Annotated in this window: 28 protein-coding genes and 1 other RNA gene; 13 read left to right on the top strand and 16 right to left on the bottom strand. The window is 63.7% G+C overall.

All coding sequences use genetic code 11. The annotated features are described in order from the left end of the window. Positions 1 to 22: 22 nt before the first annotated feature. Entirely contained in the window at positions 23 to 622 is a 600-nt protein-coding gene (locus AC5E6W_RS14230) for a flavodoxin family protein (protein WP_491752974.1), read from the bottom strand. Between the two features lie 227 nt (positions 623 to 849). On the opposite strand from AC5E6W_RS14230, the gene AC5E6W_RS14225 reads away from it, so the two are divergent. The 8 genes from AC5E6W_RS14225 (at position 850) to AC5E6W_RS14190 (ending at position 8,136) form a co-directional block, all read left to right on the top strand. Next, positions 850 to 1,158, top strand: coding sequence for a hypothetical protein (locus AC5E6W_RS14225; RefSeq protein ID WP_491752973.1), 309 nt, complete (start codon positions 850 to 852; stop codon positions 1,156 to 1,158). Between the two features lie 92 nt (positions 1,159 to 1,250). Beyond that, positions 1,251 to 1,586: a cell division protein ZapA gene (locus AC5E6W_RS14220; RefSeq protein ID WP_491753267.1), complete on the top strand. Its 336-nt coding sequence runs from the start codon at positions 1,251 to 1,253 to the stop codon at positions 1,584 to 1,586. Positions 1,587 to 1,671: 85 nt separating this feature from the next. Then, the gene (locus tag AC5E6W_RS14215) at positions 1,672 to 3,396 is read left to right on the top strand and encodes a redoxin family protein (RefSeq protein ID WP_491752972.1); all 1,725 of its coding nucleotides are present in this window, start codon (positions 1,672 to 1,674) and stop codon (positions 3,394 to 3,396) included. Between the two features lie 91 nt (positions 3,397 to 3,487). Then, positions 3,488 to 3,677: non-coding RNA, 6S RNA (gene ssrS / locus AC5E6W_RS14210), on the top strand. Positions 3,678 to 3,741: 64 nt separating this feature from the next. After that, positions 3,742 to 4,578, top strand: a complete 837-nt coding sequence (locus tag AC5E6W_RS14205) for a prolipoprotein diacylglyceryl transferase family protein (protein WP_491752971.1) — start codon at positions 3,742 to 3,744, stop codon at positions 4,576 to 4,578. Continuing rightward, the gene (locus AC5E6W_RS14200; protein ID WP_491752970.1) at positions 4,578 to 6,140 is read left to right on the top strand and encodes an RluA family pseudouridine synthase; all 1,563 of its coding nucleotides are present in this window, start codon (positions 4,578 to 4,580) and stop codon (positions 6,138 to 6,140) included. Before AC5E6W_RS14205 ends, AC5E6W_RS14200 begins: the two co-directional genes overlap by 1 nt. A 115-nt stretch (positions 6,141 to 6,255) precedes the next feature. Further along, a complete protein-coding gene (locus AC5E6W_RS14195) occupies positions 6,256 to 7,323 on the top strand; it encodes a VWA domain-containing protein (protein WP_491752969.1) in 1,068 nt (355 codons plus the stop codon). Positions 7,324 to 7,584: 261 nt separating this feature from the next. Beyond that, entirely contained in the window at positions 7,585 to 8,136 is a 552-nt protein-coding gene (locus tag AC5E6W_RS14190; protein ID WP_491752968.1) for a hypothetical protein, read from the top strand. A 173-nt stretch (positions 8,137 to 8,309) separates the two neighbouring features. On the opposite strand, the gene AC5E6W_RS14185 is transcribed toward AC5E6W_RS14190, so the two are convergent. From AC5E6W_RS14185 to AC5E6W_RS14155, 7 genes are all read right to left on the bottom strand, one after another. Beyond that, on the bottom strand, positions 8,310 to 9,128 hold the full coding sequence (locus tag AC5E6W_RS14185) for a PEGA domain-containing protein (RefSeq protein ID WP_491752967.1): 819 nt from the start codon (positions 9,126 to 9,128) through the stop codon (positions 8,310 to 8,312). Between the two features lie 106 nt (positions 9,129 to 9,234). Continuing rightward, on the bottom strand, positions 9,235 to 9,549 hold the full coding sequence (locus tag AC5E6W_RS14180) for an EthD family reductase (RefSeq protein WP_491752966.1): 315 nt from the start codon (positions 9,547 to 9,549) through the stop codon (positions 9,235 to 9,237). Between the two features lie 30 nt (positions 9,550 to 9,579). Next, positions 9,580 to 10,647: an adenosine deaminase gene (gene add, locus AC5E6W_RS14175; protein WP_491752965.1), complete on the bottom strand. Its 1,068-nt coding sequence runs from the start codon at positions 10,645 to 10,647 to the stop codon at positions 9,580 to 9,582. Positions 10,648 to 10,690: 43 nt separating this feature from the next. Then, a complete protein-coding gene (locus tag AC5E6W_RS14170) occupies positions 10,691 to 11,014 on the bottom strand; it encodes a helix-turn-helix domain-containing transcriptional regulator (RefSeq protein ID WP_491752964.1) in 324 nt (107 codons plus the stop codon). Further along, positions 11,014 to 11,346, bottom strand: a complete 333-nt coding sequence (locus AC5E6W_RS14165) for a type II toxin-antitoxin system RelE/ParE family toxin (RefSeq protein ID WP_491752963.1) — start codon at positions 11,344 to 11,346, stop codon at positions 11,014 to 11,016. The genes AC5E6W_RS14170 and AC5E6W_RS14165 overlap by 1 nt, the downstream gene beginning before the upstream one ends. A gap of 134 nt (positions 11,347 to 11,480) precedes the next feature. Then, complete coding sequence (locus tag AC5E6W_RS14160) at positions 11,481 to 12,167, bottom strand: Bax inhibitor-1/YccA family protein (protein WP_491752962.1); 687 nt, start codon at positions 12,165 to 12,167, stop codon at positions 11,481 to 11,483. 104 nt (positions 12,168 to 12,271) lie between these two features. Beyond that, entirely contained in the window at positions 12,272 to 13,033 is a 762-nt protein-coding gene (locus AC5E6W_RS14155) for a YqjF family protein (protein WP_491752961.1), read from the bottom strand. A gap of 63 nt (positions 13,034 to 13,096) precedes the next feature. Between AC5E6W_RS14155 and AC5E6W_RS14150 the strand changes: the two genes are divergently transcribed. After that, on the top strand, positions 13,097 to 13,531 hold the full coding sequence (locus AC5E6W_RS14150) for an Xre family toxin-antitoxin system antitoxin (RefSeq protein WP_491752960.1): 435 nt from the start codon (positions 13,097 to 13,099) through the stop codon (positions 13,529 to 13,531). A 16-nt stretch (positions 13,532 to 13,547) separates the two neighbouring features. Next, positions 13,548 to 14,021, top strand: coding sequence for an RES family NAD+ phosphorylase (locus AC5E6W_RS14145; protein ID WP_491752959.1), 474 nt, complete (start codon positions 13,548 to 13,550; stop codon positions 14,019 to 14,021). Positions 14,022 to 14,123: 102 nt separating this feature from the next. Here the strand turns inward: AC5E6W_RS14145 and AC5E6W_RS14140 are convergent, their stop codons facing one another. Together AC5E6W_RS14140 and AC5E6W_RS14135 are read right to left on the bottom strand one after the other, a co-directional pair. Then, complete coding sequence (locus AC5E6W_RS14140; RefSeq protein WP_491752958.1) at positions 14,124 to 14,510, bottom strand: ribonuclease E inhibitor RraB; 387 nt, start codon at positions 14,508 to 14,510, stop codon at positions 14,124 to 14,126. Between the two features lie 30 nt (positions 14,511 to 14,540). Continuing rightward, positions 14,541 to 15,977: an amino acid permease gene (locus tag AC5E6W_RS14135; RefSeq protein ID WP_491753266.1), complete on the bottom strand. Its 1,437-nt coding sequence runs from the start codon at positions 15,975 to 15,977 to the stop codon at positions 14,541 to 14,543. Between AC5E6W_RS14135 and AC5E6W_RS14130 the strand changes: the two genes are divergently transcribed. Continuing rightward, a complete protein-coding gene (locus AC5E6W_RS14130; RefSeq protein WP_491752957.1) occupies positions 15,867 to 16,133 on the top strand; it encodes a hypothetical protein in 267 nt (88 codons plus the stop codon). The two genes, AC5E6W_RS14135 and AC5E6W_RS14130, sit on opposite strands and share 111 nt — an antisense overlap. 114 nt (positions 16,134 to 16,247) lie before the next feature. Here the strand turns inward: AC5E6W_RS14130 and AC5E6W_RS14125 are convergent, their stop codons facing one another. From AC5E6W_RS14125 to AC5E6W_RS14115, 3 genes are all read right to left on the bottom strand, one after another. Further along, on the bottom strand, positions 16,248 to 16,859 hold the full coding sequence (locus AC5E6W_RS14125; protein ID WP_491752956.1) for a hypothetical protein: 612 nt from the start codon (positions 16,857 to 16,859) through the stop codon (positions 16,248 to 16,250). Positions 16,860 to 16,967: 108 nt separating this feature from the next. Beyond that, positions 16,968 to 17,120 (bottom strand): hypothetical protein, encoded by a 153-nt coding sequence (locus AC5E6W_RS14120; RefSeq protein ID WP_491752955.1) that lies wholly within the window; start codon positions 17,118 to 17,120, stop codon positions 16,968 to 16,970. A 164-nt stretch (positions 17,121 to 17,284) separates the two neighbouring features. Beyond that, the gene (locus AC5E6W_RS14115; RefSeq protein ID WP_491753265.1) at positions 17,285 to 20,188 is read right to left on the bottom strand and encodes an ATP-dependent helicase; all 2,904 of its coding nucleotides are present in this window, start codon (positions 20,186 to 20,188) and stop codon (positions 17,285 to 17,287) included. A gap of 267 nt (positions 20,189 to 20,455) precedes the next feature. On the opposite strand from AC5E6W_RS14115, the gene AC5E6W_RS14110 reads away from it, so the two are divergent. Further along, on the top strand, positions 20,456 to 20,794 hold the full coding sequence (locus AC5E6W_RS14110; RefSeq protein WP_491752954.1) for a hypothetical protein: 339 nt from the start codon (positions 20,456 to 20,458) through the stop codon (positions 20,792 to 20,794). Between the two features lie 154 nt (positions 20,795 to 20,948). Here AC5E6W_RS14110 and AC5E6W_RS14105 read toward each other — a convergent pair whose 3' ends face one another. The 3 genes from AC5E6W_RS14105 to AC5E6W_RS14095 all read right to left on the bottom strand — a co-directional run bounded on the left by AC5E6W_RS14105 (position 20,949) and on the right by AC5E6W_RS14095 (position 24,397). Continuing rightward, a complete protein-coding gene (locus AC5E6W_RS14105; RefSeq protein ID WP_491752953.1) occupies positions 20,949 to 21,851 on the bottom strand; it encodes an RNA methyltransferase in 903 nt (300 codons plus the stop codon). Between the two features lie 135 nt (positions 21,852 to 21,986). Further along, the gene (locus tag AC5E6W_RS14100; protein ID WP_491752952.1) at positions 21,987 to 23,051 is read right to left on the bottom strand and encodes a YXWGXW repeat-containing protein; all 1,065 of its coding nucleotides are present in this window, start codon (positions 23,049 to 23,051) and stop codon (positions 21,987 to 21,989) included. Between the two features lie 269 nt (positions 23,052 to 23,320). Further along, the gene (locus tag AC5E6W_RS14095; RefSeq protein WP_491752951.1) at positions 23,321 to 24,397 is read right to left on the bottom strand and encodes a DUF5808 domain-containing protein; all 1,077 of its coding nucleotides are present in this window, start codon (positions 24,395 to 24,397) and stop codon (positions 23,321 to 23,323) included. Positions 24,398 to 24,530: 133 nt separating this feature from the next. On the opposite strand from AC5E6W_RS14095, the gene dnaG reads away from it, so the two are divergent. Beyond that, on the top strand, positions 24,531 to 26,306 hold the full coding sequence (dnaG, locus tag AC5E6W_RS14090; protein ID WP_491752950.1) for a DNA primase: 1,776 nt from the start codon (positions 24,531 to 24,533) through the stop codon (positions 26,304 to 26,306). Positions 26,307 to 26,355 lie beyond the last annotated feature (49 nt).

Raw genomic sequence — 26,355 nt, 5'->3', positions numbered from 1 at the left:
CTTCTCGCGACTCCAACGAGGGCTACCTGGTTTCGCCTAAGAATTTTGCGGTGAGGGTGGCTACACGTTCGCCGAGGAGTTCGGCGGTGCGGAGGTCGCCGGCGGGTGGGGCGAGTTCGGCGACGAGCATCACGCTGGACTGGGCCATGGCGCCGAGGAAGCTGCCGAGGCGGTTGATCTCGTCCGCGCCGGGGCCGTTGGCGTTGTCGGATGCGGGGGGATGGAGGCCGAGGCCGATCCAGATCATGCCGTGCTGCATGGCGGTGAGCATGAGGGTCTGCAGGGTGTTGAGCTTGTCGCCGGAGAGATTGCCGGAGTTGGTGAAGGCGGCGGCGAACTTATCTTTCCAGGCGTGGCGGACCCAGCGCTGCGAGGTGGCATCAAGGAAGGCTTTGAATTGTGCGGAGACGCCTCCCATGTAGGTGGGAGCGCCGAAGATGATGGCGTCGGCGGCATCGAGCAGGGCCCACTTGGATTCCGCGGAGGCGTTGGGTTCGCTGAGGGCTTCGACGGGCAGGAGCACGGCGCGGCCGCCGGCGGCGAGAACGCCGCGCTCCACGGCTTCGGCGAGCTTGCGGGTGTGGCCGGCGCCACTGTGATAGACGATTGCGATGCGCGCCATGCGGGTCCTATGTGGTCCTTCTTGCCTGTGCGGGGTAGGACGCGCGAGGCCGGTTATGGTGGTGATGTGGAGCGCGGAAAATCCTGGCACTACTGTACCGTGTGCCCGTTGCGGCGGGAGTTTCTGCGCGGAGGAACTCAGGTAGGTTCCCGAGGGGCAACGCAGCGCGGAATCCACGGGTGAGGTCGCTATACTCGGGGTGACTTTGTGTGTACGGAGGCAGGACGATGGCGGCAGCGACGATCAGCGTGGATGAGTTTCAGGCGCTGGAGCAGAAGGTGCTGCAGACGGTCGAGCTCATCAAAAAGGAGCGCGAGCTGCGCGCCGCGGCGGAGGCCAGAACCCATCAGCTGGAGAGCGACTACGCGGAGCTGGTGACCGCGCATGCCTCGGCGATGGCAGAGGTAGGGGAGCTGAAGGAGAAGCTTGCGTCGAGCCATGAGACGGCCGGCGAGCTGGATGCGTTGAAGCGGGAGCGCGAGGGTGTTCGGCAGCGCGTGGAAGCGATGCTGGCGCAGATGGACGAGCTGTTGTAGGCATCCAACGGGACAGTTGGACGTAACGAGAAGGAGCAGGGTAGTTGGGAGACACGCAACAAAAGAGCGCAGCGGAACAATCGCGCGCCGAGCTGGCGGCGCTGGAGGCCGGCGCGGTGGTGGTCGAGATCTACGACCAGATTTATCAGCTCAAAGGGCCGGACCCGATTTACATTGAGAAGCTCGCCGCGATGGTGGACGGCAAGATGCGCGCCGTTACCTCACACGGAGCGACGGTGGATTCGCTGCGCGTGGCGGTGCTGGCGGCGTTGAACATTGCGGATGAGCTGACGACCTTGCGGGCACGGTATGAGCAGCTGGCGGGCAGCGTGGCCAGCAGTGCGAGCCAGGCGCAGAGCGCTCGGTCCAAGGTGGGGAGCCTGGCCGGCATGCTGGACGCGGTGCTGGACGACCGCAAGGCAGGCTAGAAAGTCGTCAAAAAATCGCTGGCACGACCTCTTGCTCCGCGCGGCCCGATGAAGGATGATCGAGGCACTGATTTCGCGGAGATCTATGTCAGACAATTCCTTCCTCAGAGTGTTTCTGTTGAAGTGCGCGGCCGCCATGCTGGCAGGCTGCGTGTTGCTGTGTGCGGGAGCAGCAGCTTCGCTGGCGCAGGGCTCTGAGCGTCCCCGGGCACCGATGCTTTTGCTGCAGTATGGCTGGCCGGTGGAGGGCGCACCGATGTCGGCAGTGCGGACGCTGGACTTGGAGCCGACTGCGGATCCGGCGGCGGACCCAGCCAAAGACACGGAGGTCGTGCCGCTGCATGCGGAAGAGAAGTTCTTCCGCGATAGCAGCGGGCGGACACGTTCGGAGATCCACTATCCGGGTAAGCCGACGACGATCGACATCCTGGACTTCGTCACGCATACGCACTATCGCTGGATCGTTGGCGACGGTACGTATATGACCAGCGCGATGCCGGAGCCGAAGTCGCCGAGGCGCGCGGTGCCGGACGCCGACCTGCCTGCCGATGCGCCGATGGTGGAGGGGGTTCCGACGCGGCATAGCCGCAGCGTCCGCGGCGAGGCGGGCAGCCGGGAGACGGTCGAGTCCTGGTACGCGCCGAAGCTGCAGCTCGCGATGGTGACGCAGATCGATCGCGAGGGATATGGGAGAACGACGTTCCGTTTTCAGAAGGTCAGCCTGAGCGAGCCCGATGCGGCGCTGTTTCAGCCTCCGGCGGAGATGGCCGCCGAAAACCGGAAGGCGCCGCCGCCGCCCGCGGTTGTCAGCCAGAAAGAGCCGGCAGCCTGGTACGACTCCGACCCGAAGTTCGAGAAGGCGATGCAGGAGACCCGCGACCGAGGTATCTCGGTGCAGGAGCAGCTGGACCGCTGGAAGCGGACGGTGAAGCTCTCGCGCGGCGAGTGCATTCGCTGCCTGCGCGAGACGATTCGTCTGCAGATGAAGCTGGGTGCGTGGAAGGACGGCGAGGAGACTGCCGCACAGATGGAGAAGGTCGCCGACAAACCTGGAGACAAGGCGTTCGCGCAATACGAGAGGGCTCAAGCGCTGCTGCAATCGAACAACGGGAAGCCAAAGCCCGCGGAGCTGCAAGTGGCGGAGACCGAGATCCAGGCTGCGCTGTCGGCCGGCCCGAAGAACCTTACGATCCTGTGGACCGCGGGACGCGTGGAGGCGATGCAGGGGCACGATGAGCAGGCTCGGCAGATCTTTCAGCGCTACGTGGATGCTGCTCCGGCGTCAGATGCGTTGCTGGCGCGTGCCGAGCACTTCGTCGACGAGCCGCACAGGGCGGCGCTGCCGATGGCTCCGCCGTTCCGGCTGATCAGCTCGGATGGCCGCGAGCTGCAGCTGGACGAGATGAACGGCAAGGTGGTGCTGCTGGACTTCTGGGCAACGTGGTGCGGGCCGTGCCGCGAGACGCTGCCGGTGATTCGTAAGGTCGCGCATGATTTTGCGGGCGAGCCGTTGGTGGTGATCAGCATCAGCTCAGACTCGGACGAGGCGGCGTGGCGGGCGTTTGTGGACAAAAACCAGATGACCTGGACGCAGTACCGCGATGGCAACCACGCGCTGCAGACGGCGTATGGCGTGACTGCGATTCCGCACTTCTTTACCATTGACAGCGATGGCGTGCTGCAGACGGAGATGGTGGGTGCGGATGCGGACATCTATGGCAAACTGAAGAAGATGTTGAAGAAGGCGCGGGAGACGCGTCCTGCGACGGCGACGGCTTCGTCGGCTTCGTCGGGAAGCGGCAACGAATAGGGCCAAAAGGGGAGTGCGGATCGGCCGGGGGTGACTACCACGGCTGTCAAGTTGCGCGAACATCGGAGTCCCGTTAGCATCCAAACCAGAGACCGGCCTGCAAAGCAGGTATCGCGATCTACGCTGGTTGAACCAACATTCATTGAACCGGGGTTCGGCTCGTATATATGGCTCGGTGTGCTATGTCCGCCAGTTCGGAAAGCCTAAAGAGCCACGGCTGATCCCCAAACGTCTAAGGACGGGTTCACCGGCGCTTCGCGGTACGGCCCCGTGGGTCGGTCTTCACTTTAAGGCAGCTGAACAGCGAAACTGCCCAAGAGGCTGGGCGCGTATCCTTGAGAGTGCATGGGGAACGCTCCAATTTTGGCTGCGCTGGCGGCGTTGCTGGCTGAGATACCGGGGATACTGCGCGTCGGTTCGATGCGGGTGCCGGTGTTTGGTGTGCTCGCGGCGGTGGGGGTCATTGCGGCGCTGCTGCTGAGCCAGTACACGGCGCGCTTTGTGAGCGTGACTCCGGGACAGCTTTGGGATGCGGGCATGACGGTGGTGGTTGCGGCCTTTGTGGCTTCGCGGTTGCTCCTGATCGCTGCGTCGCCGCATACCTTTGCAACCTATCCGATGACTGTGATCCTGCTGCCTTCGCTCACTCCGCTGGCGATGGTATGGGCAGGCTTGACGGCGTATGTGTGGCTGCGCTGGAAGAAGCTGCGGGTGCTGAATGTGATGGATGCGTGGGCTCCGTGCGCTTGTGCGCTGGCAGCGGTGCTGGCGCTGGCGCACTTTATCGAAGGCACGGATGCGGGCATGCCGACCAAGCTGCCGTGGGGTGTGGTGACGCCGGGGGATCATGTCCTGGGGCGGGTGCATCCGGTGGAGATTTACGCGCTGGTGCTGTGGCTTGCGATCGGTGGGTGGTCGCTGCGGGTGTTGATGCAGCGCGGACGCGCAGGTGAAGCCGCGGCTTGGGTGCTGGTGCTGGGTGGCGTGGCGGAGTTTCTGCTGGACATGCTGCGGCAGCCGGTGGAGAGCCAGGGCTCGGCATGGCTGGACCCGGCGCAGTATGTGGCGATTTTGTGCACGGCTATTGGTGGATGGATGTTGCTGTGGCCCCGGACTGAAGTGCCGCGGGAGCAGAGCGGATCCGCAGCGATGAAATTTGAAGAGATGAAGGAGACGCGCTGATGCCGTCGAAGAATATGCTGCCCAAGGGCAAGCGACGCCAGTCGGTGCGTGCGGAGTATCGCAAGCAGCGGACGCTGGCGGAAGAGCGCGCCGCTGAAGAGAAGGCGAAACGCGCGGCTGAGTTCCTGGACCTGGAGCCGGAACAGAAGACCGCAGCGGAGGCCGAGCTGATCGACACAGTCGACATGTTTGACTACGAGCCGACGATTGAAGAGCGCATTGCGAAGAACGACTGGATTACGACGCGCGGAGCATCAGGGTCGAAGGTGGCGGCGGAGACGTACGATCCTCCGCGCTATGCGAACCCGTATGCGGAGCAGAAGGCGCTGCAGGACAAGCCGGTCGTCGAGCGGACGATTGCGAAGGCGAAGCTGAAGATCGAGGGCGAGACGCGGAGCCTCGTCGCGGAGGCTGCGGCCAATGGCATGCGGCTGGATGCGTACCTGGCGCAGGCGCTGCCGGATGTGAGCCGCGGGCGCGTGCAGCAGATCATCGGTGCGGGGCTGCTGACGGTGGATGGCAAGGCCGAGAAGGCCAGTCTCAAGCTGCACGGCGGAGAGAAGATCGAGATTACGGGCGAACCGGAGCGTGCGCCGCTGCGGGCGGTGGCCGAGGATATTCCTCTCGAGGTGGTGTACGAGGATCAGGACCTGGCGGTGATCGACAAGCCGGCGGGGATGATGGTGCATGCGGGCTCGGGATCGCCGGAGCACAATACGGGGACGCTGGTGAATGCGCTGCTGCATCGGTTTGGCGAGGAACTGAGCCATGGCTCGGGCGAGCTGGAGGATGAGGACGCGGACAGCGAAGATTCAAACGACGGGGATTCGGACGACGAGGTTGAGGCGCCGGAGCCGAAGGTTCATGCTGCACCCGAGATTGCAGCGCTGCGGCCGGGCATTGTCCACCGGCTGGATAAGCTGACGAGCGGGCTGATTGTTGTCGCGAAGAACGATGTGGCGCACCGGAAGCTCTCGGAGATGTTTGCGGCGCGGCAGGTGAGCAAGATGTACCTGGCGCTGGTGCAGGGCTGGGTGAAGGACGATGAGGGCACGGTGGTTCTGCCCATCGGGCGCGACAACATCCGGCGCACACGCATGACGACGAAACGGGTGGGAGCGGGGATGCGCAGCGCGGTGTCGCACTGGACGGTGCTGGAGCGCTTCGAGGGCCCGTACGGCAAGTTCACTCTGGTGGAGGTGCGGATCGAGACGGGACGTACGCACCAGATCCGCGTGCACATGCAGTCGGTGGGACACCCGGTGGTGGGCGACACGCTGTATGGCGCGGCGGCGCTGATTGTGCCGACGGCGGTGAAGAAGACTCGCGGAGCAAAGCCGGGAACCAAAAGTGCCGGCACGGCTGGCTCTCCCAAGGCTGCGGCGCGCGTCGAAACGAAAGTGATCCCTGAACTGGACGAGTCCTTCTCGCTTGCGCGAAACTTCCTGCACGCGGCGGAGCTGATCTTCCGGCATCCTCGGACGGGTAAGGAGCTGACGCTGGAGGCGCCGCTGCCGGCAGAGCTGGAGCAGACGATGGAGCGGCTGCGGGGCGGGAAGTAAGGGGCTGCGAGCTTCCGGGCGTTTACAAGCAGGTTTCTCCACTGCGCAGGACGATGAAGCCGTCCTGCTCCGGTCGAAATGACACTTTGTGGGGACCAAGGGACAAGTTGATACGATGACGGATATGAACATGGATGTGACGGCTCGCTGGGCGAGTGTTGTGACTCGGCCGGCGGCCAGGATGGCGGGCGCGGGAGCGCTCGCGTTGGCGTGCGTGGTATCAGCAGCGGCGCAGGCTCCGGCCTCGCAGGCTTCTCCGACCCCTCCGGCGCAGCAGCAGACTCCCCAGAGCGCGCCAGCGGCCCCAACAGGCTCTCCCGACGAGCCACCGCCAAACGATCCGAACATCCAGACGATCAAGGTCGGCGTCAACGAGGTCGATCTCGTCTTCACGGTGACCGACCACAAGGGGCACTTCGTTACGGGTCTGCAGCAGCAGAACTTCGGTTTGCTGGATGATGGCCGTCCCCCGCAGCACGTCATCCACTTTGTGCAGCAGACGAATCTGCCGCTGCGCGTGGGCGTGATGCTGGATACGTCGAGCTCGATTCGGCAGCGGTTCCAGTTCGAGCAGCAGGCGGCGACGGACTTTTTGCTGCAGACGCTGCACCCGGCGGACCGCGCGTTCGTGGAGGGCTTCGACGTGCAGACGGATGTCTCGCAGGGCTTTACAAACCGCGTGGATCTGCTGGATACGGGCATCCGCAAGCTGCGGCCGGGCGGCGGCACGGCGCTGTTCGACTCGCTATACAAGACCTGCCGGGATGAGATGCTGACGCTGAAGCAGGATTTTGCCGTGCGCAGGGCGATCGTGCTGGTCTCGGATGGCGATGACGATTACTCGCGCGCGCTCGAGTCGGACGCGATCAAGATGTGTCAGCGCGCGGAGACGATCGTGTTCACGATCAGCACCAACGTTGGCCCGAGCAAGGATAAGGGCGACGACGTGCTGCAGCAGATTGCGGATGCGACCGGCGGGCAGGCGTTCTATCCCACGCGAATGGAAGAGGTTGCGGTGGGGTTCCACAACGTGGAAGAGGAGCTGCGCAGCCAGTACCTGCTGCAGTACACGCCGTCGAACTTCAAACGCGATGGATCGTTCCGGACGATTTACCTGCAGGCGCTGGACCCTCGCTACAGCGTGCGGGCGAAGAAGGGGTACTTTGCGCCGAAGGACGAGTAAAGCGAGGGGCCAGGGTTCAGGGATTAGGGTTCAGGGGTTTCTCCTGGGCCCTTTTGCTTTGGGCGAGGGGTAAGCGGTGAGTCAATTCGAGTTAGCCAGATTCCAGATGCCAGATGCGCGTAACGATCTTTCGATGGCATCGCTGCGGGCAGGACTGGGAGCCACAACTTTTTTCGGTGCGTACCGGTCTATCTCTGTGTGCGAGGTGATGGCGCGATGGGGATTGGTGTGTGTTTTGGGCGTAGGACAGCGGGGCTGGCGGTGGCGGGGATCGTTCTTTGTCTGGGCGTGGCGGCGAAGGCTCAGATTCCGCAGCCTCCGGGCGCGATGGAGGCGCTGGAGGGGATTACTAGCGAGCACGCCTCGCATACGGCGATCACGTTCGATCGCGACATGATCCAGTCGGCGGCGCAGGCGTTCGACAATGGCCACGGGCTGGCCGGCCCGGTGGCGGGGCTGAACAGCATCACCTTCCAGACGTATCGCTTCCACGAGCCGGCGTTTTATATCCCGGAGAACGTGCATGCGCTGATGCATGCGTACAACATGGCGGGGTGGACGCACCTAGTCGACCAGAACGCCCCGGCGAAGCAGTCGGCGGCGCCAACCAAGCCGCTGACGGACCTCTGGCTGCACTTCAGCGGGGTGAACGTCGATGGGGTGACGGTGCTGATCCGCGCGCCGAAGCAGATGACGGTGGTCGAGGTGAGCGGAGTGCTGAAGCCGCTGGACCTGCTGCACCTGAGTGGGCACTTCGGGATTCCGAAGATCGACTCGGGGGCGCTGATGGTGCCGGCACCGCCGGAAAGATAGCAGAACAGCAGAGGAGCAGAACAGCAGAACAGCAGAACAGAGTCGAGCGGAATAGCGAATAGCTCAATAGCGGAACAGCAACAACGTTGGTGAGCCGACGATGTGTGGTCACCTTAGACGTTGTCGCCTGAATGACTGCTCCGCTGCTTCCGAACGGCTGCTCCGCTACTTCATTACTTTGCTGTTCCGCTACTTTCGAGATCCGCGTTCAGGTGGATGGAGCTACCGGAGACGTTCATGGTGCGTGTCCAGTCGCCATAGCCCTTCTTCTTCACGACGATGGTGTGCTGGCCAGGATTGACGGTAATCGTCGAGGGCGTGCTGCCGACGAAGCTGCCATCTACCTCGATGTCTGCTCCAGTTATGCTGGACTCGATGGTGAGACTGGCCTGCGCGGGCGCGGCGGCGGAAACAGGGGCGCTTCCTGGAGGGACCATCTTGGCCATGTCCAGGTGCATGTCGCCCTGGATGTAGGCCGTGATCTCGGTACCCTTGGGAATCTCAACACTCTTGCCGTGCATGAAGAGGAACAGTGGCGCCGCGGGAAAGAACACGACCGCGGTTGCGACCATCGCGCCGGTCATCACGCCCACGTGGCCGCCGCCCTTGGTGTCTTTGGTGGCGCTGATCTGGGCCTTCTCGCCATCGATCAAGCGCACGCTGGTCAGTCCGACGTCCAGCTTGCCTCCGCGCCCCATGCGCCGCTTTGGCTCAGCATTGGTGACCGAGCCGAGCGCGGTAGCTCCCTTCGGAACCACGGGGACCCCCATCACATCGACTTCTTGGGTGACCTCGAAGGGGACTTCATCACCGGTCTTATTGCTCTCTGAACTCAGATTCTCGGCAAGCCGGAGCTTGATGGGCGTTCCGTCAAGGAGGGTGTTGGGCAGAGGCGTCGCGCTGGAAGCCGGAGGCGAGGATGCCTGAGGTTGCTGTGCGGTGAGCGGACTGATGACAAGGAGTGCGGACAGCAACAAGGCAACGGACTTCACGGAACGGCCTCTGCGCGTGGGGTGGATTGAGTTGCACCAGAGTAGACGTGGCCGATATCTCGCCGCAAGGAGAAAGTCGTCCCCGCCTACAGCGCGCGCAGAGCCCTTAGTCGTCGATGACCTCATAGAACATGCTGCGCATGCCGGGGCTGAGAGGCTCGAGGTGGTCGGTGATGTCCTGGGCTGCGGCGAGGCCCTGCGGGCTTTGCGTTGCGGCGCCGAAGGCATCCATGTCATCCCAGTCGAGTGCCTCGACGAGGAACGGCGGAACGCTGCCACGGATGAGGATGAGGTTACGGCTGAAGAAATGCCGCCTTATCCCGGGGACGGTCTTGACCAGCGGTAGCCGCACCTCATGAAAATGCTGCAGGAAGGCAGCTTCATCGACAGGAAGTTCGTAGAGGATGAGCAGTCGGACCATGGGCCTCCTCGCGGCGGAGCTTGCCCCTAGCTACCAGCCGTAGTGTTCAATTTCAGCCAGCAGGGCTAGTTTGCGGTCGGGCTTGAGGAAGCTGGCTTCGATGGAGTTGGCGGCTAGCTCGCGCATCTGGTCGAGGGAGAACTCGAACTCTTTGTGGACGAGCACGTATTCCTCGAGCAGGTTGGAGCCGAAGAACGGTGGGTCGTCGGAGTTGAGGGTGACCATGAGGCCGTCTTCGAAGTAGCGGCGGACGGGATGGTCGGGGACGTCGGGGCGATCCTGCAGCGGAGGGCAGCAGCCGGTCTTGAGGTTCGAGGTGACGTTGAGCTCGAGCGGGATCTGGCGTTGGGCGAGGACCTCGATGAGGTCGGGATCGTCGGCGGCGGTGAGGGCATGGCCGATGCGCTCGGCGCCGATGTTGATCGCTGCCCAGATGCTTTGCGGGCCGCAGGACTCGCCGGCGTGGCAGGTGAGGTGCAGGCCGGCTTCCCTGGCCTTGGCGTAGATCTCGCGGAAGTCCTGGGCGGGGCCGCGGGCTTCGTCGCCACCGATGCCGATGCCGACGACGGAGGGTAGCGCCTTGTGGAGCTCCTCGGCCTTGTCGAAGGCGCGGGCGCAGGCCTCGAGGCCGAAGTGACGGACGGCATCGATGATCCAGAGCAGCGAGACGCCGAAGTCCTTTTCGCCGCGCTCGCGACCGCGCTCCATGGCCTCGACGACCTGATCGACATCGAGGCGATCCTGCCAGTGGAGGATGCCGATGGAGATGTAGGCCTCGGCGTGGCGCGCGCCCTGGGTGGAGAGGTCGCGCAGCATGTTGTAGGTGATGGTCTCGTAGTCGGCGGGCTTGTGCAGGCGCTCGGTGACGGCCTTGAAGCTCATCAGGAAGCTGGGGAAGTCTGTGTAGGAGTAGCAGCCGCGGGCCTGATCAACCGTGAGGGGCACGGGGTCATTCTGGCGCGAGAGCTCGACCAGCGTCTCGGGGGTAATGGAACCTTCGAGATGCAGGTGGAGCTCGGCCTTGGGAAGGCCCTTGAGCCACTCCACGGGATCGAGTTGATCGACGAGTTGTCCTTGGGTAGGGGTGCGACGAGCCACGTTGTCTAGTGTATGCGCGCGGGGGCTGCGACGCAGCGTTGCCTCACGCGGCCCTGCGGGCGCGCAGCTCCAGCTTCACACCCTCGTGGCGCTGCAGCACGACGATCATGTCGAAGAGGTTGCGCGCCTGGGGATTGCCCTTGGGGCTGAGCATGCGCATGAGGCTCTTGGGGGAGCGCTGCATGAGCTCTCCCAGTTGGGTGAATCCGAGCGTGCCATTGACATAGTTTCGGAGGGCGGTTCTTCCAATCTCGAAGTCACCATCGATCATCCCGTTGAGTGCGCCGGAAAGGTACTCGCGCCGGAACAGGCTGGAGCGCTGGAGGTTTTCGTAGATGGTTTCACGATAGTCGCGAGTCAATGGCATCAGAGTTCTCCCGCCGCTTTGCGGCGCTTATAGGCCTTCCAGGCGGATTTGGCGTGGTCGATGTCGCTGGGCTGACTTGCCTTGGTACCACCGCCGAGCAGCAGGACGAGCTTTGCTCCGTCGCGCCCGAAGTACACACGAAATCCAGCACCGAAGTTGAGCCGCAGCTCGGATACGCCAGCTCCTACGCTCTTCACGCCTGAAAGATTTTCATTCTCCAGCCGGCCGATCCCAATGAGGATCCGGGCACGAGTGGATTCCTCCATCTCATTCACCCAGCGCCGGAAACGGCTTCGGCCCAGTTCGTCGACGTACTCCGCTATCGTCAGCACGGGAACGACGGTAACACAAAGGTTACCACCTCTGGAGGTCGTCCCGAGCGGTTCTGCTGTGCGGAATCCGATTTGGGAAAAGGGAAAGGCCGGGCGAACCCGACCTCTCGTGAATCAGCGATGTTGTGCGGTGGTTAGCTCCAGCCACCGCTGCGGCGATCGCGCGAGCCACCGCCGAAGATCTGCAGCAGGGCGATGAAGATGTTGAGCGCGTCGAGGTAGATGGAGAGCGCCATCTGGACGGGGCCGAAGTCCTGGCCGCGGTCGCGGAGACGCATGAAGTCCACCAGCAGAAGGACACTGAAGATGCCGAGCGTCGCCCAAGCGTAGAGGCCGGGCGAGACGAAGTGCACGAACATCCCGAGGAGGCCGACGAGCACCAGGCCGATGAGCGCGAAGAAGGCGATGCGGCCGACCTTCATGTAATTGAAGCGCGCGAACTGCGCGACGACGGCCATGATGCCCATGCCGAGCGCGGTGGTGGCGGCGGCGTTGAAGACGATGGTGGGCCCGTTGGGCGTGTGCAAGTAGGCGTTGATGATGGGGCTGATCTGGACGCCCATGAGGGTGGTGAAGGCGTAGAAGAGCGTGAGCGCGAGGGCGTTCGAGCGGCGGGCGGCGTAGCTGATGGCGAAGATCATGGCCATGTTGATCAGGAAGATAGCCATGATGCCGATGCCGAGCGACGGCGGGGCGATGTAGGTGCCGAAGGCGGTGAAGACGAACCCAGCGGTCGTGATCCAGAGAACCTTAGAGAGCAAGCTGGCCGGCGAGCGGGTGTCGAGAACTTGAATGCCCTGGCGGGCGTCGATGGTTTGCATGGTGCTACCTCAATTCCTCTCAAACCTCACTGTATTGGACGCGGGAACGGAGTGGAAGTCGCGGGAATATGAGTGCGGGAGGCTCAGGTTGTGCGTGGGGCACCTTAGAACGTGAGGTCGCTTCCGGTGTAGATCTTTACGGCGGAGCCTTCGGCGAGGAGCACGTTGTCAGCGGCGGCAGAGGTGAGGAAGTCCCAGCGGGGGCCATACATGGCAGCGTAGTTGAGGTCCAGCTTCCAGGAGCGGATGGGGTAGACCTGCCAGCGAGGATGCTCAACCGGGTAGGCGGAGGTGCGGCCGGCGGGGTTGCGAGTCGAGCGTTTGGTGTAGCCCCAGTAGTGCTCGGTGATGAACTCCTCGACGCTGGCGGGGGCGATGGGGTGTGAGGTTGCATCCGCTGCGGCGCCCATCGAGTGCCAACGGCCGCCGGTCTGCCAGTCATAGTTGATGTCCAGCGTCTCGGCGGTGGGCTTGATGCTGTAGCGCATCGGCAGGGCGCGGTAGGGCTCTTCGTAGAGCTGTTTGGCGAGGAGGGCGACGGCGAGGTTGCGGGTGGGGACGAACTCGTTGACGAAGACGACGCCGCGATGGACCTCGCCGGATGGGTCTGTGCGCTTTACGTAGAAGCGGAGGTTGACCTCAGGAAAGCGGGTGTGAAAGGGGAAGGCGATGCCCTTGACGCGGACGCGGTCGAAGAGGAAGCCGACGAGGGAGACGAAGCACTTGGCGGGCTCTGCCGGCTTCGCGCTATCGCGGTAGAGATCGAGCTCGACGCCGCGAGGGAGATAGGACGCGAGGATGCCGGGGTCGATGGCGTACTGCACCATCATCAGCTTGCGCCACTCGGCGGTGAGGAAGACGGACATGCTGATTTGACGATACGCTCTTCCGCGATTGCCAAATGGCGGATGCAGGCGGACAATTGGCGTATGACAGTGGCGGCCATTGCGACGGTGCTGGGCGGGCGGAAGACGCTCAAGCGCACCATGAAGACGGAGACGGACCTGCGCGTGGTGACGCGTGAGGGGCTGCCCGTGGCGACACTGCCGAAGCTGGCGGAGAAGCTGGGCATTGATCGGAAAGCGCTGGCGAAGATTGTGGGCATCAGCGAGCGGACGCTGAGCCGGCGGCTGGCGAGCAAGACGAAGCTCACCCTTGAGGAGAGCGACCGCATCATGAGGTTGGCTCGGGTGCTGGCGCACGCCATGGACACCTTCGGTGAGGCGGATAAGGCTTCGCGATGGTTGCAGCGGCCGAATCTTGCGCTGGGCGGGGAACGTCCGCTGGATTTGCTGGACACGGATGGCGGACGGAACGAAGTCGAGACGATTCTTGGGCGTATTGATTACGGGCTCTTTAGCTGATGCCGGTGTCGCTCTAATGCAGCTCTGGCGCATCACACGAAGGCCGTTTGCTGCGACGGCGTTCAGCGGGGAGGGCTCGCGGCTGTATGCCGCGCGCTGGAATCCGGTGGGCGTACCGGTGGTCTACACGGCGCACTCGCTGGCGATGGCGGCGCTGGAGACGTTCGTGCATCTTGATCCCAGCGTGGCGCCTCCGGATCTTGTGTCTATCGCTGCGGACGTTCCGGGAGATGAAGCGCAGCTGGCGCAGGAGGCAGAGTGGCTGCGCAAGAAGCTCCCGGTGAACTGGTGGGAGCCAAATGGCGCGCATACACGGCCAGTTGGCGAGGAGTGGATGCGCTCGGGACGGTCGCTGCTCCTGGCGGTGCCGTCGGTGGTGATCGATGGAGAGTGGAACGTGCTGGTGAATCCGCTGCATCCGGACGCGAAGAAGATCAAGGTGGGGAAGCCGAAGGCGTTTCGGTTTGATGATCGGATGTTGCGGCGGTAAGTGGCGAGAAGACGTCCCTCAGGGGCTGAAGCCCACCTTCAAGCGCGGCATATTGTCACGGTTGAAGCCGTGACCTGCCGTTCGTGCTGATCTAAGCAAGAGCTAATCTAATGCTGCTTCCCAGCCGTCGTAGCTGCCGGCGTTGGCTTCTGCGATGGAGGTGAAGAGTTCTCGCTCGCGTGTGATCTCGGCCTCGTTGACGAGGCCAGTGCGCTCGGCGGTGAGCAGGTAGGGATGCTCGTACTCGGAGGCGACGACCCCGGGGCGCGCGGTGTAACCCTCGATCTCGAGCGCCGCGGAAGCGTGATCGCGCCCGTCTGCAGTGGAGAAGTAGAGATAGTGAACGATATGCCGCTCGCGCGTCAGGTCCGAGCCGTGAGCCTCGATCTGAGCGAGTACCGCGAGATCGCCCGCGTGGGGTTTCGAGGAGTCGTACGTGCCAATCTGCTGGTAGCCCTTACGTTTCCATGGCGCAACTAGCTTCTTCAACAGTGACATTCGCGACCTCTCGCGTTGGCGCTACCCCTTGTAGAACTCGCTGCGCTTTCTTGAGTAGAAGACGTAGACGAACAGGCCGATGACGAGCCAGATGAAGAAGCGTTCCCAGGTTCTGGCGGGGAGGCCGGCCATCAGGAGCACGCAGAAGATCACGCTGAGCACCGGGAAGACCGGGCCCCAGGGGACGCGGAAGCCGCGGTGGCGTTCGGGCTGGCGCTTGCGCAGCACCAGCACGCCGATGCTCACGAGGACGAAGGCGAAGAGGGTGCCGATGTTGGAGAGCTCGGCGAGGGTTCCTACGTCGAAGAGGCCTGCGGGGATGGCGACCAGGATGCCGGCGACCCAGGTGGCGAAGGCTGGCGTGCGGTACCTGGGGTGGACCTGGGAGAAGACGTCGGGCAGCAGCTTATCGCGGGACATCGCGAACCAGACGCGGGCCTGGCCGAGCTGGAAGACGAGGATCGACGAGACCATGCCGATGATGGCGCCGAGGAGCACCACGAGGCGCGTGTAGTGCAGCGTGGTGGAGTGCGTCTGGATCGTGAGGCGCTTGAGGGCGTTGACGACGGGTGCGGCGTCGCCGATGACGGACTTCCAGGGCACGATGCCGGTGAGCACGAGCGCGACGGCGACGTAGAGGATGGTGCAGATGATGAGCGTCGCGATGATGCCGGTGGGGACGGTTTTCTGCGCGTCACGGCACTCTTCGCTGGCGGTCGAGACGGAGTCGAAGCCGATGTAGGTGAAGAAGATGATGGAGCCGCCGGCCAGCACGCCGGACCAGCCGTTGGGCGAGAAGGGCGTGTAGTTGGTGGGGTGGATCCAGTGCAGGCCGACGATGACGAAGGCGAGGATCGCGACCAGCTTGATGAGCACCATGATGTTGTTGGTGCGGGCGGACTCGCGGATGCCGCGGACGAGGACCATGGTTAGCAGGATGACGATGAGGAAGGCCGGGATATTGAAGCCGAAGTGCCAGCCCTGCTTGTAGATGTCGTTGCCGGCGAGGTCCTGTAGGCCGAGGGGGAGATAGGCGGGCGAGAGCCACTTGGGCGAGAGGTGGATGCCGAGCCAATCTAGGAGGTCGACGACGTGCGCGGCGAAGCCAACGCTGACGCTCATGTTGGAGAAGGCGTACTCGAGGATGAGGTCCCAGCCGATGATCCAGGCGATGAGCTCGCCGAGGGTGGCGTAGGTGTAGGTGTAGGCGGAGCCGGCGATGGGGATCATGCTGGCGAGCTCGGCGTAACAGAGTCCGGTGAAACAACAGACGATGGCGACGAGGATCATCGAGAGCGCGAGCGCGGGGCCGGCTCCGGGGCGTCCGCCGAGGTGCGCGAGGTCGTGATGCAGCGCGCCGAGGACGATGTCGAGGATGGGGGCTTCGGAGAGTTTGCTGGTGGTGGTCTGGGTTCCGCCGATGGCTGTTCCGATGACGGTGAAGATGCCGGAACCGATGACTGCGCCGATGCCGAGCGCCGTCAGGGAGACGGGGCCGAGCGACTTGGTGAGCGCGGTCTCGGGGATCTCGCTATCGCTGATGAGCTTGTCGATCGACTTGGTGGCAAAGATCTGGCGAGACAGGGCTGGAGGTCTCCGTTGCGGGAAATTTAGCGGAATTGCAACGATTGTACGGCCTCGGGCGGCGCAGCTAGTGCTCGTGTTTCAGCTCCACCAGATCTCCCGCGAGCGAGAGTAGCGTGCGGCCGTGGGCGGTGGGTCCCAGGCTTATTGTGGGCGGACTGGCGTGAACGACGCCTGCTCGTCCTCGCGGAGGCGAAAGCCGTCGCTGAAGCAGTGGATCGTCTGGTCGCTCGTGTCGCAGCGCTTGACTTCGTCGTGGGCGATGATCCGGTACCTGCGCCCATCGAAGCGGAGGTAGCTGAGCACGAACCCGTCGGCGCTGAGCTCGTGGGCCTCGGCGAAATCGTGCAGGCCGTGGTGGACAGGGGGCTGAACCCACTCGCCCCAGGTGTGGCCGCCGCCGAGGTTGCCGAGGATGCGGGGGCGGCCGGAGAGATCGACGATCCAGCAGCAGGCGTGCAACTGGTCTCCGTCGGCCTTCACGGCTACGACAGAGGGCGAGCCGAGGCGCAGGGAGGCTACCGTGAAGACGATGGGGTCGTCGTAGGGACCTGTGTTGGCGTCTGCGATCTTCACGTCCGGGTCGGTCGCCATCAGGCGGCGGAGGGCACTCTGCCTCACCGGCTCGAATTTGCGCAGACCGCTAAGTTTCTGCTCGGCGCGGACGGTCATGTCCACGTGGTGGAGATTCACGCTCTGCGCTCGCAGCGCAGACGCCAACGACAGCACGAAGATGGCGGGCCATTGGGCCTTCATGCGCAGAGGATACAACGACGACGAAGGTGCTCGGGAACAGGCAACAAGAAAAGCAAGAGCGGAGCCCATTGGGCTCCGCTCCTGGTTATTCCCGATATGATCGGCGGTTTAGCGCTTCGATTGGCCGCGGACCAGCTTCTTGACCTTCTGCTTCTTGCTGCCGCGCGGGTAATCGCGCTCGGTAAGTGCGGGAGCGGCTGCGCGGGCCTTGCGCTTGGCGGCTTTGCGCTCGGTCTTCTCAAGGGTCTTGGTGTTGGGCATGATGGAAGTCTTCTCTCTGTCTAAAATTGTCTGAAATTGTGCCGTACAGAGAAGTATCCCTCAGCGGAATCGTCCCTCAGCGGCTGAAGCCGGATCGTCGCCCGGCCCTGGTGGCACGGCTGAAGCCGTGCCCTACCGTCCGTGCACCGGCTTGAGGGGGAAGGCTACAGGCGCTCAAGCTGGGCGAACTTCTCGACCAGCTTTTTCACACCGTGACTATTGAATTGTACTGTAATCTTCGCGTCGTCCCCGTCGCCTTCTCGGGCAAAGATGATGCCTTCGCCGTATTTGGGGTGGCGGACGCGGGCTCCTTTGCCCATTCCGGTCTTTCCGGTGGGGGCTGGGATGTCGAGTTTGGGGTGGCCTGGGAAGCGCGAACCGCCGGGTTTGAAGCCGGACGACGCGCCGGAACCTGAGCCTCCCTTGCTGAAGAATTGCGACGTGCGGTCACCTCCGCCGGATGGCCGCGAGGCTCCGAAGCGTTGCGAGACGTAGCCTGCAGCGGGACGGGCGCCGGGTTCCTGGCTCTCGTCTTCGTAGCTGTAGCCGGAGTCGTTGGAGTAGTCGTCGCCACTGCCCTTGCGGCCGCCGCGCTGGGGGTAGGGCGTGGCGTAGGCATCGCCGTGAGCAAAGCCGTAGGCCTTGGGCGAGAGGTCTTCGACGAGGCGGGAGGGAATCTCCTCGAGGAAGCGCGAGGGCATGGAACTCTCCGGCATGTCATTGCCGTAGCGGCGGCGGTAGCGCGCGCGGGTGATGAGCAACGTGTCCATGGCGCGGGTCATGCCGACGTAGCAGAGGCGACGTTCTTCTTCCATCTGCGTGGGGTCCTGCAGGGTGCGGGAGTGCGGAAAGAGGCCTTCTTCCATGCCGCAGAGGAAGACGAGCGGGAACTCGAGGCCCTTGGCGGCGTGGAGAGTCATGAGCGTGACGCGGGCCTCTGCGGAGTAGCTGTCGGCGTCGGAGACGAGGGCTGCATGATCGAGGAACTCGGCGAGCGTTTCGCCGCGCGACGTCGCGTCCTGTGCGGCGTTGGCCAGTTCCTTCAGGTTCTCGATGCGGGAGAAGGCTTCGGGTGTGGCTTCGTCTTCGAGCGCGCGGATGTAGCCGGAGCGGTCGTTGAGGAACTTGATGAGCTCGGGCAGGGTGGCTGGGTCGCCGGGTGCGCGGAAGGCTCGGGCGTCGGCCTCATTCGCTTCCTCGTGTGCTCCGCCTTGAGCCGCAACGATGGCTGCGATCTTCGCTTTGTTCTTCGCGCGCTCATCGGCTTCTTCCTTGGGGGAGAGCTTCTTCGGGGCGAAGGGATTGAAGGAGGTCGAGGCGTCTGCCGCGGCGATTTCTATCCCGGCATTTTCGGGCGCGATGGTGGAGATCTCTTCGCTGGGGCCGAAGTCGAAGCCGAAGTTGAAGCTGGTATCGAAGTCGGAACCGGCATCGTTGGCGGTGACGCTTGGCGGTGGAGGGCCGTCGGGAGCTTCGAAGCCGAAGTCGAAGTTTGTGGAGGCGTCGTCGAGAGAAGTGGGATCGAGTTCTGAGCTCGGAGCTTCGAGCTGAGAGTTAAGCTCCAAGCTCGAAGCTGACAAGTCTTCACTCGATCCTTCACTCTCCGCGCTGGCGGTCAGGGCACCGAGGAAGTCGGGGCCCATCATGGCGCGCGCATCGTCGATGAGGCGCTTGAAATTGATGAGTGCGGTGAGGGCGCGGGCGGGCAGGAGCTTGTCGGCGTTGGCGACCTTGATGGCGTCCCAGGTGCTCTTGCCTGAGGTCAGCGCGATGCGTTCCAGCGTGTCCATCGTGGTTTTGCCGATGCCGCGCGGCGGCGAGTTGACGACGCGCTGGAAGGCGATGGAGTCGTGCGGGTTCTGCACCAGCTTGAGGTAGCAGAGGAGGTCCTTGACCTCGGCGCGCTCGTAGAAGCTGAAGCCTCCGACCATGTGGTATTTGATCTGGTAGCGGCGCAGCGCTTCTTCCACGAGTCGCGACTGCGAGTTGGTGCGATAGAGCACGGCGCAGCGCGGCGTCTCGGAGGGATTCTCGGTTCCTGCTGTGACGTCGCGGAAGTATTTCGCGATGCGGTCGGCGATGAAGAGCGCTTCGTTCTCGCCATCGGGAGCTTCATAGAAGCCGATGAGCGAGCCACCCTCGCGGGTGGTGAAGAGGTTCTTGCCCTTGCGCTGCGTGTTCTGTGCGACGACCGCGCTGGCGCCTTCGAGAATGACTTGCGTCGAACGGTAGTTCTGCTCGAGGCGAATGGTCTTTGCTTCGGGAAAGTCCTTCTCGAAGTCGAGGATGTTCTTGATGTCCGCGCCGCGCCAGCTGTAGATGGACTGGTCTTCATCGCCGACGACGCAGACGTTGCCATGCTTGCCGAGGAGCTTCATGAGCTCATACTGCGGGCGGTTGGTGTCCTGGTACTCGTCGATGAGGAGGTAGCGGTATTTGCGGTTGTAACGGTCGCGGACTTCGGCTGAGCTCTTGAGCAGGCGCACAGTTTCGAGGAGCAGATCGTCGAAGTCGAGCGCGTTGTTCTTGGCGAGCTCCTTGCGATAGATCTCGAAGATGTGCGCGATCTTTTCTTCCTGGGGATTGGAAGACGCGAGGAAGTACTCCTGCGGGTCGATCATGTGGTTCTTGGCCCAGGAGATTCGACCAAGGACGACGCGAGGCTTGAGCGACTTGTCGTCGATACCGATTCTCTTGAGCGCCATCTTCACGACGGCCTGTTGATCGTTCTCGTCGTAGATGGCGAAGTTGCGGGTGAGACCGACGTTGCCCACACGGAGGGCTTCGATGTCGCGGCGCAGCACGCGCACGCAGAAGCTATGGAAGGTGGCAAGCGTGGGCTTGGCGAGAGTCGAGTGCCCGATGATTTTTTCGACGCGCTCCTGCATCTCCTTCGCGGCCTTGTTGGTAAAGGTGACCGCGAGGATGGAGTCGGGGTTCACGCCGCGTTCCTGGATCAGGTAGGCGATGCGATGCGTGATGACGCGCGTCTTGCCCGAGCCTGCACCGGCGAGCAGAAGCACGGGGCCATCGACAGATACGATGCCTTCGCGCTGCTGCGGATTCATGTTGGCGAGAAGGTCGGCCACACCTCCATTTTAGTCGCCCAGGCCCGGTGGATGAATCTGCGATGAATCTCTGACGTTCCGCGGCTTCGGAGGTCACGCAAAAAAATGTTGTGTGAACAGGAACGAACCATGGAACCACTCGTACGTCTCTCGCGTAGGAGTCATTGCAACGAGCTTTCCGAACCATGGCGGGAGGCGCGAAGCAAACTCAATCGGGCGTCAACAGAACTAACCAGGCAGTAACAAAGCAGCAGGAAAAGAGGATGTATGAATCGTCGTATCGTTGTGGGAACCATGGTGATGGTAGCTTCGTTGATCGGTAGCGAAGCTGTGTATGCGCAGCCGGCGGCGTTCCATGTGCCGGTACACGCGATCTTCTCCAAGACCAAGATGGTGAAGTTCACGCTGCGCAATGAGACCAAGGAAACCGTGCAGGTTTCGGTCAGCGGCAACACGATGAGCATTGAGCCGGGCAAGTCCACCGACGTTAAGGTTGCCGATGGAGAGAAGATCCTTGCGGCGAACACGACCGAGCACTACGCTGCGGGTTCGGTGATCGTGGTGGCATCGAGCGCGATCTCGGATACGAACATCGTTCTCCGGTAACGAAGCAGAGGCACGAAGCTGAAGCAACATCAGCACAAAGTTGAAGGCGGCGTAATGCTGCAGGGCTTGCGGTAACACTCCATCGGAACAACTTGCGCAAACAGCGGCGCGATGCGGGCAAGAGCATCGCGCCGGGGTGTTTTTCTGCGTGCGGCTAGTCTTCTTCGCGGATGGTTGCAGCGGCATCGGGCTGCGCGGCCTTGAGCTGACGCAGCACCTGGCGCAGGACTCCCATCCAGGTCACGGCGCGGTTGTGGTCGGTGGCAAGCTGAGAGGCAAGCACGCGCACTTCTGCGATGGAGCTGTTGTGTGGGTAGCGGCGAGTGTAGTCCGTGGCCTGCATGACGCTGTCGAGCAGCCTGGTCATACGCTCGCGATCGTCGAAGGTCGCGGCAGCGTAGTGGACGAAGGGCATCTCTCGTGAGCCCTCGAAGCCCTCGCGTGTGAGCTCGTAGAGGCACACGGCGACGGACTGACCAAGGTTCATGGAGAGATGCCGCAGCATCTGGCCTTGCTCGTCTACGGGGGCGAACATGGGGATGGTGGTCAGCAGGGAGCAGCGACTGAGCTGCTGCTTGGTGAGGCCGGTCTTCTCGGAGCCGAAGAGGAGAGCTACGCGTTTGGGTGTGGGTTCGCCACTGGACTTCGCTTCCGCGGCGAGGCCTTGCAGGGCTTCGATCATCTGCGGAGCGGCCTCTTTGAGTGGAAGCACCTTGCGCTTCATGTCACGCTCGCCGATGGCTGTTGTCCCTACGACGAGGGTGCAGCCTTCGAGCGCGGGCTCGAGCGTGTCGTAGCGGCGTGCGTTGCGCAGTACGTTGGCGGAGTGCACGGCGGACTTTGCGTCGGCGGGGTCGTCGGCAGGAAAGGCTTCCGCGGCGGCTTGCTCCGCTGCGAGCTGGGCGGCTTCGAATGGCGGAGCGAAGCCGTTGACGACGCGCAGGTCGGTGAAGCCGAGATCGTGCATGGCGCGGGCGGCGGCGCCGATATTGCCGGGGTTGCGCGCGCCCACCAGGATGACGGTGAAGTGAGCGCGTTCGAGAGAGCTAAGCATCATCCACGATTGTAGGTGGCGGCGCGGATGGGTTGCTTCGCGCGATGGTGGTGCGAGCCGTGAGGTATCAGCGTTAAGAGGAACGACCGGCGAGTGATCGCCGGCCGTTGCCAGTTGTGTGCTGCATTGCGTTGTACGTCAGCGGGGATGCTCGTTGCTGTGCTCCGTCGGATGGGGTGCAGGGGCATGCTGCGCCTGCGGTGCAGGGTGCGGTTGCTGCTGCTGGCGCTGCTGTTGCGGCTGTGGAGCAGGGCGCTGCTGCTGCGGCTGAGGCGTGTTCGCAGGACGGCCCTGGTTGGTGTTGCCGCCGGGATTGCCATTGGGGTTGAAGCCCTGCCGAGTGGTCGCACCAGGCTGCTGACCGGGGCCGCGCTCGTTGGGTGCTGCCCCAGTTGTCGCGCCGGGCGTGTAGTGCTGGCCGGCCTGGCGATCCTGCGCGGAGATGGGCGCGCTTTGTACGTGCTGCTGCGCAGTGGCGCGGTAGGCTTCGGGCCGGGCTGCGGCTACGGTTGCGGGACGTCCGTGGTTGACGGCCGCCAGCTGCGAGCGGTCCTGTGCGGCGAACTGCTGGTGCTGTGCCTGCTGCGAGGTGGGCTCGACGTGATGCTCGTTCATGGCCTGGCGCTCGAAGGGCGCGGGCTGACGGTTGATGCCTCCGTTGCCGCCATTGAATGCCACGTGATTGCTGTTCACGATGGTGTTGTGCACTACGACGTTGCGGTCGACGTAGACGTTGCCGATGCGCGCGCCTCCAACGTTGACGACGGCCGAGTTATAGAAGAACGAGTGTCCACGCCATTCGCCGCCGGCGAAGCCGATACCGCCATAGCCGAAGCCGTAGTTGATGCCGCCATAGAAGCCGACGTGCGGTCCCCAGTAGCCGCCGTGCCAGAGGTAGGCGCCGTTCTCCCAGCCCCACCAGGCCGGGGTCCAGAGCAGGCCTTCCTGCGGTGGCTCTGACCAGTAGCCGGGCACCCAGTAGTAGCCGGCATCACCCCAGGCCCAATAGCCGGGCACCCAGAGATAGCCAGGGCCGGGCAGCGGCGGCTGGGAGTAGACGGGAAGCGCAGGGGGCGCGATGCCGACCGAGATGCCTACGAACACCGGTGCTTCCGCATGGGCCTGCGCTAGCGGCATGGCTGCCATGCCTACAGCGGTGGCTGAAGCCAGCACCGCATTGCGAATCAACTTGAGGGTAATCATTTCGTTCTCCTTGGCGCAGCTGACCAGTTCACTGGTGGTCGAAGCCAGGGCCCGTACGCTGGCCGTTCGGGCGCGCGTTTGTTGGAACACAACCTTGCGATGCTTGTTGCTGCGCGAGGTTGGCCCGCGGCATAGAAAAGTGGGACGGCATTTGACGATTTATCTCGGAGGCAGAGTCACTATCCGAAGAATCGAGTGCGGGAGACTGAAGATATCCCGCGCGCGGGCAACCTCGTTCGGAAAACGATGTCGGAGCGGCCCTGTGCAGGCTAATGTGCGACAAGCCGTGGCAGCCAGAAGATGGTCGTCGAAAGTACCAGGAGCAGCAACAGGAAGATCCACGCGGTGGGCTTGGCGAAGTTCAAGGTCCATCCCCAGCCGAAGCGCTTGGCAACGAGCAACGAGGGATCCTTGGGGTTGGCGTAGAAGATTCCGGCGTGCCAGTGGTTCTCGCTGGTGGAGCTGTGGAGTGGCTTTGCTCCGGGCAGGCCGGGCGCCGTGCGGACGAGTAGCCAGAGCACCATCGCGAGGCTGAGCACGGTCATGGTGGCGATCAGCAGGCCGAGATGAAGGATGGAGAAGCTGCCCAGCACCGGCAGCAGGCTGGCGATGGCGAAGACGAGCGAGAGCATCCACGCCAGCGCAGCCATGGGCGAGAGCATGCGCATGCGATGGCGTGCGCCGGAGCCGGGCGCGAGGCCGACGAGGACAGTGGAAGCCACGACGATCAGCACCACGGCGCTGCCGAGGATGGGCGGAAGGAAGACGGTGGCGGGTGTTCGCTCGCCCCAGCCGTTGGCGACGCCGGCGGCGTTCCAGTGCTGGGGGAAGGTTTCGGGGAGGGAGTTGAAGTGGGATTCGAGGTAGAGAGCGACGGCGATGAGCGGGAGGAACGCCGCGCTCGCGAAGAGCAGCGGGGTGATGGGGCGATCGGGTGTGGGCAGGTCGTCCTTACTACCGGAGATGATCTCGAGGCCTTCGGCGGCGGCGAGTTCGGCCAGCTTGCCGCGGAGCTGGGCGATGCGCACGTGCTCGCGATGCCAGAGGTAGAAGCAGCCGAGCAGCTCGAGCGGAAGGCCGATGGCGCTGAGCGCGAGCATGAGCCAGAGTGTGTCGCCGGTGAAGTGGATGCAGGCGTAGTCGAGGGCGAGCAGGAAGAGCGCCCACAGGATGCAGTCGCGGCGATAGCGCGCGATGGAGCGGTCGGCTTCCTTCGAGGACTCGAAGTTTTTCGGCACGCTGACGCCAAAGAGGACGCCAGTGTGCGCGTGGCCGAACCAGGGAAGCACGGCGCCGGCCACGGCGACCGGGCCGGCGACGATGGCGAGGACTTCGTTCGGTGTCATCGGGAGCTCGGGCGCGTGGAGGGGCGCGGCCTGCGGCGCGAGCTTTGTGCAAGGGTCATACCCCAAGTTTTGTGCAGGCGGCGGGTGCGGGACAAGTGCCTGCGGCGACACCACTACACTGGAAGGAGACGCGATGGGCGACAACTTTTCAGATGAACTGAAGCGACAGGCCGACATCGTCCGCATTGTGGGCGAGTATGTGCGGCTGCGCCGGAGTGGGGCGAACTGGTCGGGGCTGTGTCCGTTCCACAAGGAGAAGTCGGGCTCGTTCTATGTCTATGTGGGCACGGCGAGCTACTACTGCTTCGGCTGCCATGAGCATGGGGACGTCTACAACTTCGTGATGAAGATGGACTCGGTGAGCTTTCCCGAGGCGGTGCGCGCGGTGGCGGCGAAGATGGGCATCGCGGTGCCGGCGCGGACGTTCAATTCGCCGCAGGAGGCTGCGGAGGCGGGAATCCGCAAGCAGCTGATCGATGTGCACGAGGCGGCGACGCAGTACTTCCAGCAGAGTTTGAGCTCGCCTGAGGCGGCGCGGGCGCGCGAGTACCTGACGGGCCGTGGCGTGACGCCGGAGACGATCCAGAAGTTCCGCATCGGTTATGCGCCGGAGAGCTTCAACGACATGCGCGACCGGCTGGGCAAGTTCTTCAGTGAGGACGCGCTGCGGCAGAGCGGGTTGTTCAGCTCCAAGGAGCAGGCCGACGGCAGTCCGGGGCCGATGTATGCGAAGTTCCGCAAGCGCATCACGTTTCCGATTGCGAATGAGCAGGGCAAGACGATTGCGTTCACGGCGCGCGCGCTGGACTCGCAGGATGTGGACCCCAAGGCGGGGCCGAAGTATCTGAACTCGCCGGAGACCCTGCTGTATACGAAGGGCAACGTGCTCTTCAATCTCGACAAGGCGAAGGCGGCGATCCGCAGCCTGGAGTTTGTGTTGATCGTCGAGGGGCAGATGGATTGCATCCGCGTCTTCACCAGCGGGATCGAGAACGTGATTGCGACCAGCGGTACGGCGTTCACGGAGCACCAGGTGCGGCTGCTCTCACGCTTCACCAAGCGCGTGGTGTTGAACTTCGATCCGGATAATGCAGGGCAGAATGCCGCGGAGAAGACGCTTACGGTGCTCGTCGAAGAGGACTTCGAGGTGCGCGTGGTGACGCTGGCGGGAGGGCTCGATCCTGACCGGTTCATCCTGGAGAACGGGATCGCCGCCTACACCGAGCAGGTGCGCGGGGCGATGCGCTATGCGGACTATCTTGTCGAGCGCGCGCGGACGCAGTTCGGCACGCGCACGGCCGAAGCCAAGGTGAAGGCGCTGAACTTCCTGCTGCCGCACATCCGGCGCATTCCCAACGCGATTGCTCGTGCGGAGTTTGCGGAGAACGCGGCGCAGAAGCTGGGCATCGAGAGCTCGCTGGTGCGGCAGGAGTTGAAGAATGCGGCGCAGCATCGCATGGAGAGCGTGAAGGCCGCGGAACCTCGGGCGGTGACGGAGGTCGAGCGGATCCTGCTCAATGCGCTGGTGCTGCCGGAGGCGGACTCGGCGCGGCAGCTGGCGGCGGAGCGGTTGGGAGCGTATCCGGAGTGGTACGCGGACCTGGCGTCGGCGCCGGTGATTGAGGTGCTGGCCAATGCGCCGGTGCCGGACAATCCGTTGGAGGCCGCGCCAGACCAAAGCACGCGGGCGCTGCTGGCGAGTGCGCTGCTGACGGCGTCGGAGACGGGCGAGGAACTGAGCGCCGAGCGGGTGCAGCATGCGCTGGAGCGGCTGCATGAGGACTATCTCGATCGCCGACTGCGCGAGATTCGCATCCAGATGTCGGAGGCGCAGCGGCGTGGCGACGAGGAAGAGCTGATGCGGCTGGCGCAGGAGAAGATGCGGCTGGATCGCGAACGGAAGCGGTAAGCGGCCCGGTAGAATCGACCGTATGGCCGTTCCGCAACCTGCAGGCGTT

The organism is Bryocella sp., from assembly GCF_058498515.1.
The sequence above is the reverse complement of the archived record's forward strand: the minus strand, read 5'-3'. Positions and strand labels throughout refer to the sequence as shown.

Excerpts from the sequence above, each read along its gene's own strand:
- AC5E6W_RS14105 (WP_491752953.1), bottom strand. The coding sequence starts at position 21,851 with ATGATGCTTAGCTCTCTCGAACGCGCTCACTTCACCGTCATCCTGGTG.
- AC5E6W_RS14130 (WP_491752957.1), top strand. The coding sequence starts at position 15,867 with ATGCAGCGCGCCGAGGACGATGTCGAGGATGGGGGCTTCGGAGAGTTT.
- AC5E6W_RS14200 (WP_491752970.1), top strand. The coding sequence starts at position 4,578 with ATGCCGTCGAAGAATATGCTGCCCAAGGGCAAGCGACGCCAGTCGGTG.
- AC5E6W_RS14230 (WP_491752974.1), bottom strand. The coding sequence starts at position 622 with ATGGCGCGCATCGCAATCGTCTATCACAGTGGCGCCGGCCACACCCGC.
- AC5E6W_RS14160 (WP_491752962.1), bottom strand. The coding sequence starts at position 12,167 with ATGCAAACCATCGACGCCCGCCAGGGCATTCAAGTTCTCGACACCCGC.
- AC5E6W_RS14205 (WP_491752971.1), top strand. The coding sequence starts at position 3,742 with ATGGGGAACGCTCCAATTTTGGCTGCGCTGGCGGCGTTGCTGGCTGAG.
- AC5E6W_RS14110 (WP_491752954.1), top strand. The coding sequence starts at position 20,456 with ATGAATCGTCGTATCGTTGTGGGAACCATGGTGATGGTAGCTTCGTTG.
- AC5E6W_RS14170 (WP_491752964.1), bottom strand. The coding sequence starts at position 11,014 with ATGCCATTGACTCGCGACTATCGTGAAACCATCTACGAAAACCTCCAG.
- AC5E6W_RS14180 (WP_491752966.1), bottom strand. The coding sequence starts at position 9,549 with ATGGTCCGACTGCTCATCCTCTACGAACTTCCTGTCGATGAAGCTGCC.
- AC5E6W_RS14150 (WP_491752960.1), top strand. The coding sequence starts at position 13,097 with ATGACAGTGGCGGCCATTGCGACGGTGCTGGGCGGGCGGAAGACGCTC.
- AC5E6W_RS14125 (WP_491752956.1), bottom strand. The coding sequence starts at position 16,859 with ATGAAGGCCCAATGGCCCGCCATCTTCGTGCTGTCGTTGGCGTCTGCG.
- AC5E6W_RS14115 (WP_491753265.1), bottom strand. The coding sequence starts at position 20,188 with ATGAATCCGCAGCAGCGCGAAGGCATCGTATCTGTCGATGGCCCCGTG.
- AC5E6W_RS14225 (WP_491752973.1), top strand. The coding sequence starts at position 850 with ATGGCGGCAGCGACGATCAGCGTGGATGAGTTTCAGGCGCTGGAGCAG.
- AC5E6W_RS14195 (WP_491752969.1), top strand. The coding sequence starts at position 6,256 with ATGACGGATATGAACATGGATGTGACGGCTCGCTGGGCGAGTGTTGTG.
- AC5E6W_RS14120 (WP_491752955.1), bottom strand. The coding sequence starts at position 17,120 with ATGCCCAACACCAAGACCCTTGAGAAGACCGAGCGCAAAGCCGCCAAG.
- AC5E6W_RS14155 (WP_491752961.1), bottom strand. The coding sequence starts at position 13,033 with ATGTCCGTCTTCCTCACCGCCGAGTGGCGCAAGCTGATGATGGTGCAG.
- AC5E6W_RS14145 (WP_491752959.1), top strand. The coding sequence starts at position 13,548 with ATGCAGCTCTGGCGCATCACACGAAGGCCGTTTGCTGCGACGGCGTTC.
- AC5E6W_RS14215 (WP_491752972.1), top strand. The coding sequence starts at position 1,672 with ATGTCAGACAATTCCTTCCTCAGAGTGTTTCTGTTGAAGTGCGCGGCC.
- AC5E6W_RS14095 (WP_491752951.1), bottom strand. The coding sequence starts at position 24,397 with ATGACACCGAACGAAGTCCTCGCCATCGTCGCCGGCCCGGTCGCCGTG.
- AC5E6W_RS14100 (WP_491752952.1), bottom strand. The coding sequence starts at position 23,051 with ATGATTACCCTCAAGTTGATTCGCAATGCGGTGCTGGCTTCAGCCACC.
- dnaG (WP_491752950.1), top strand. The coding sequence starts at position 24,531 with ATGGGCGACAACTTTTCAGATGAACTGAAGCGACAGGCCGACATCGTC.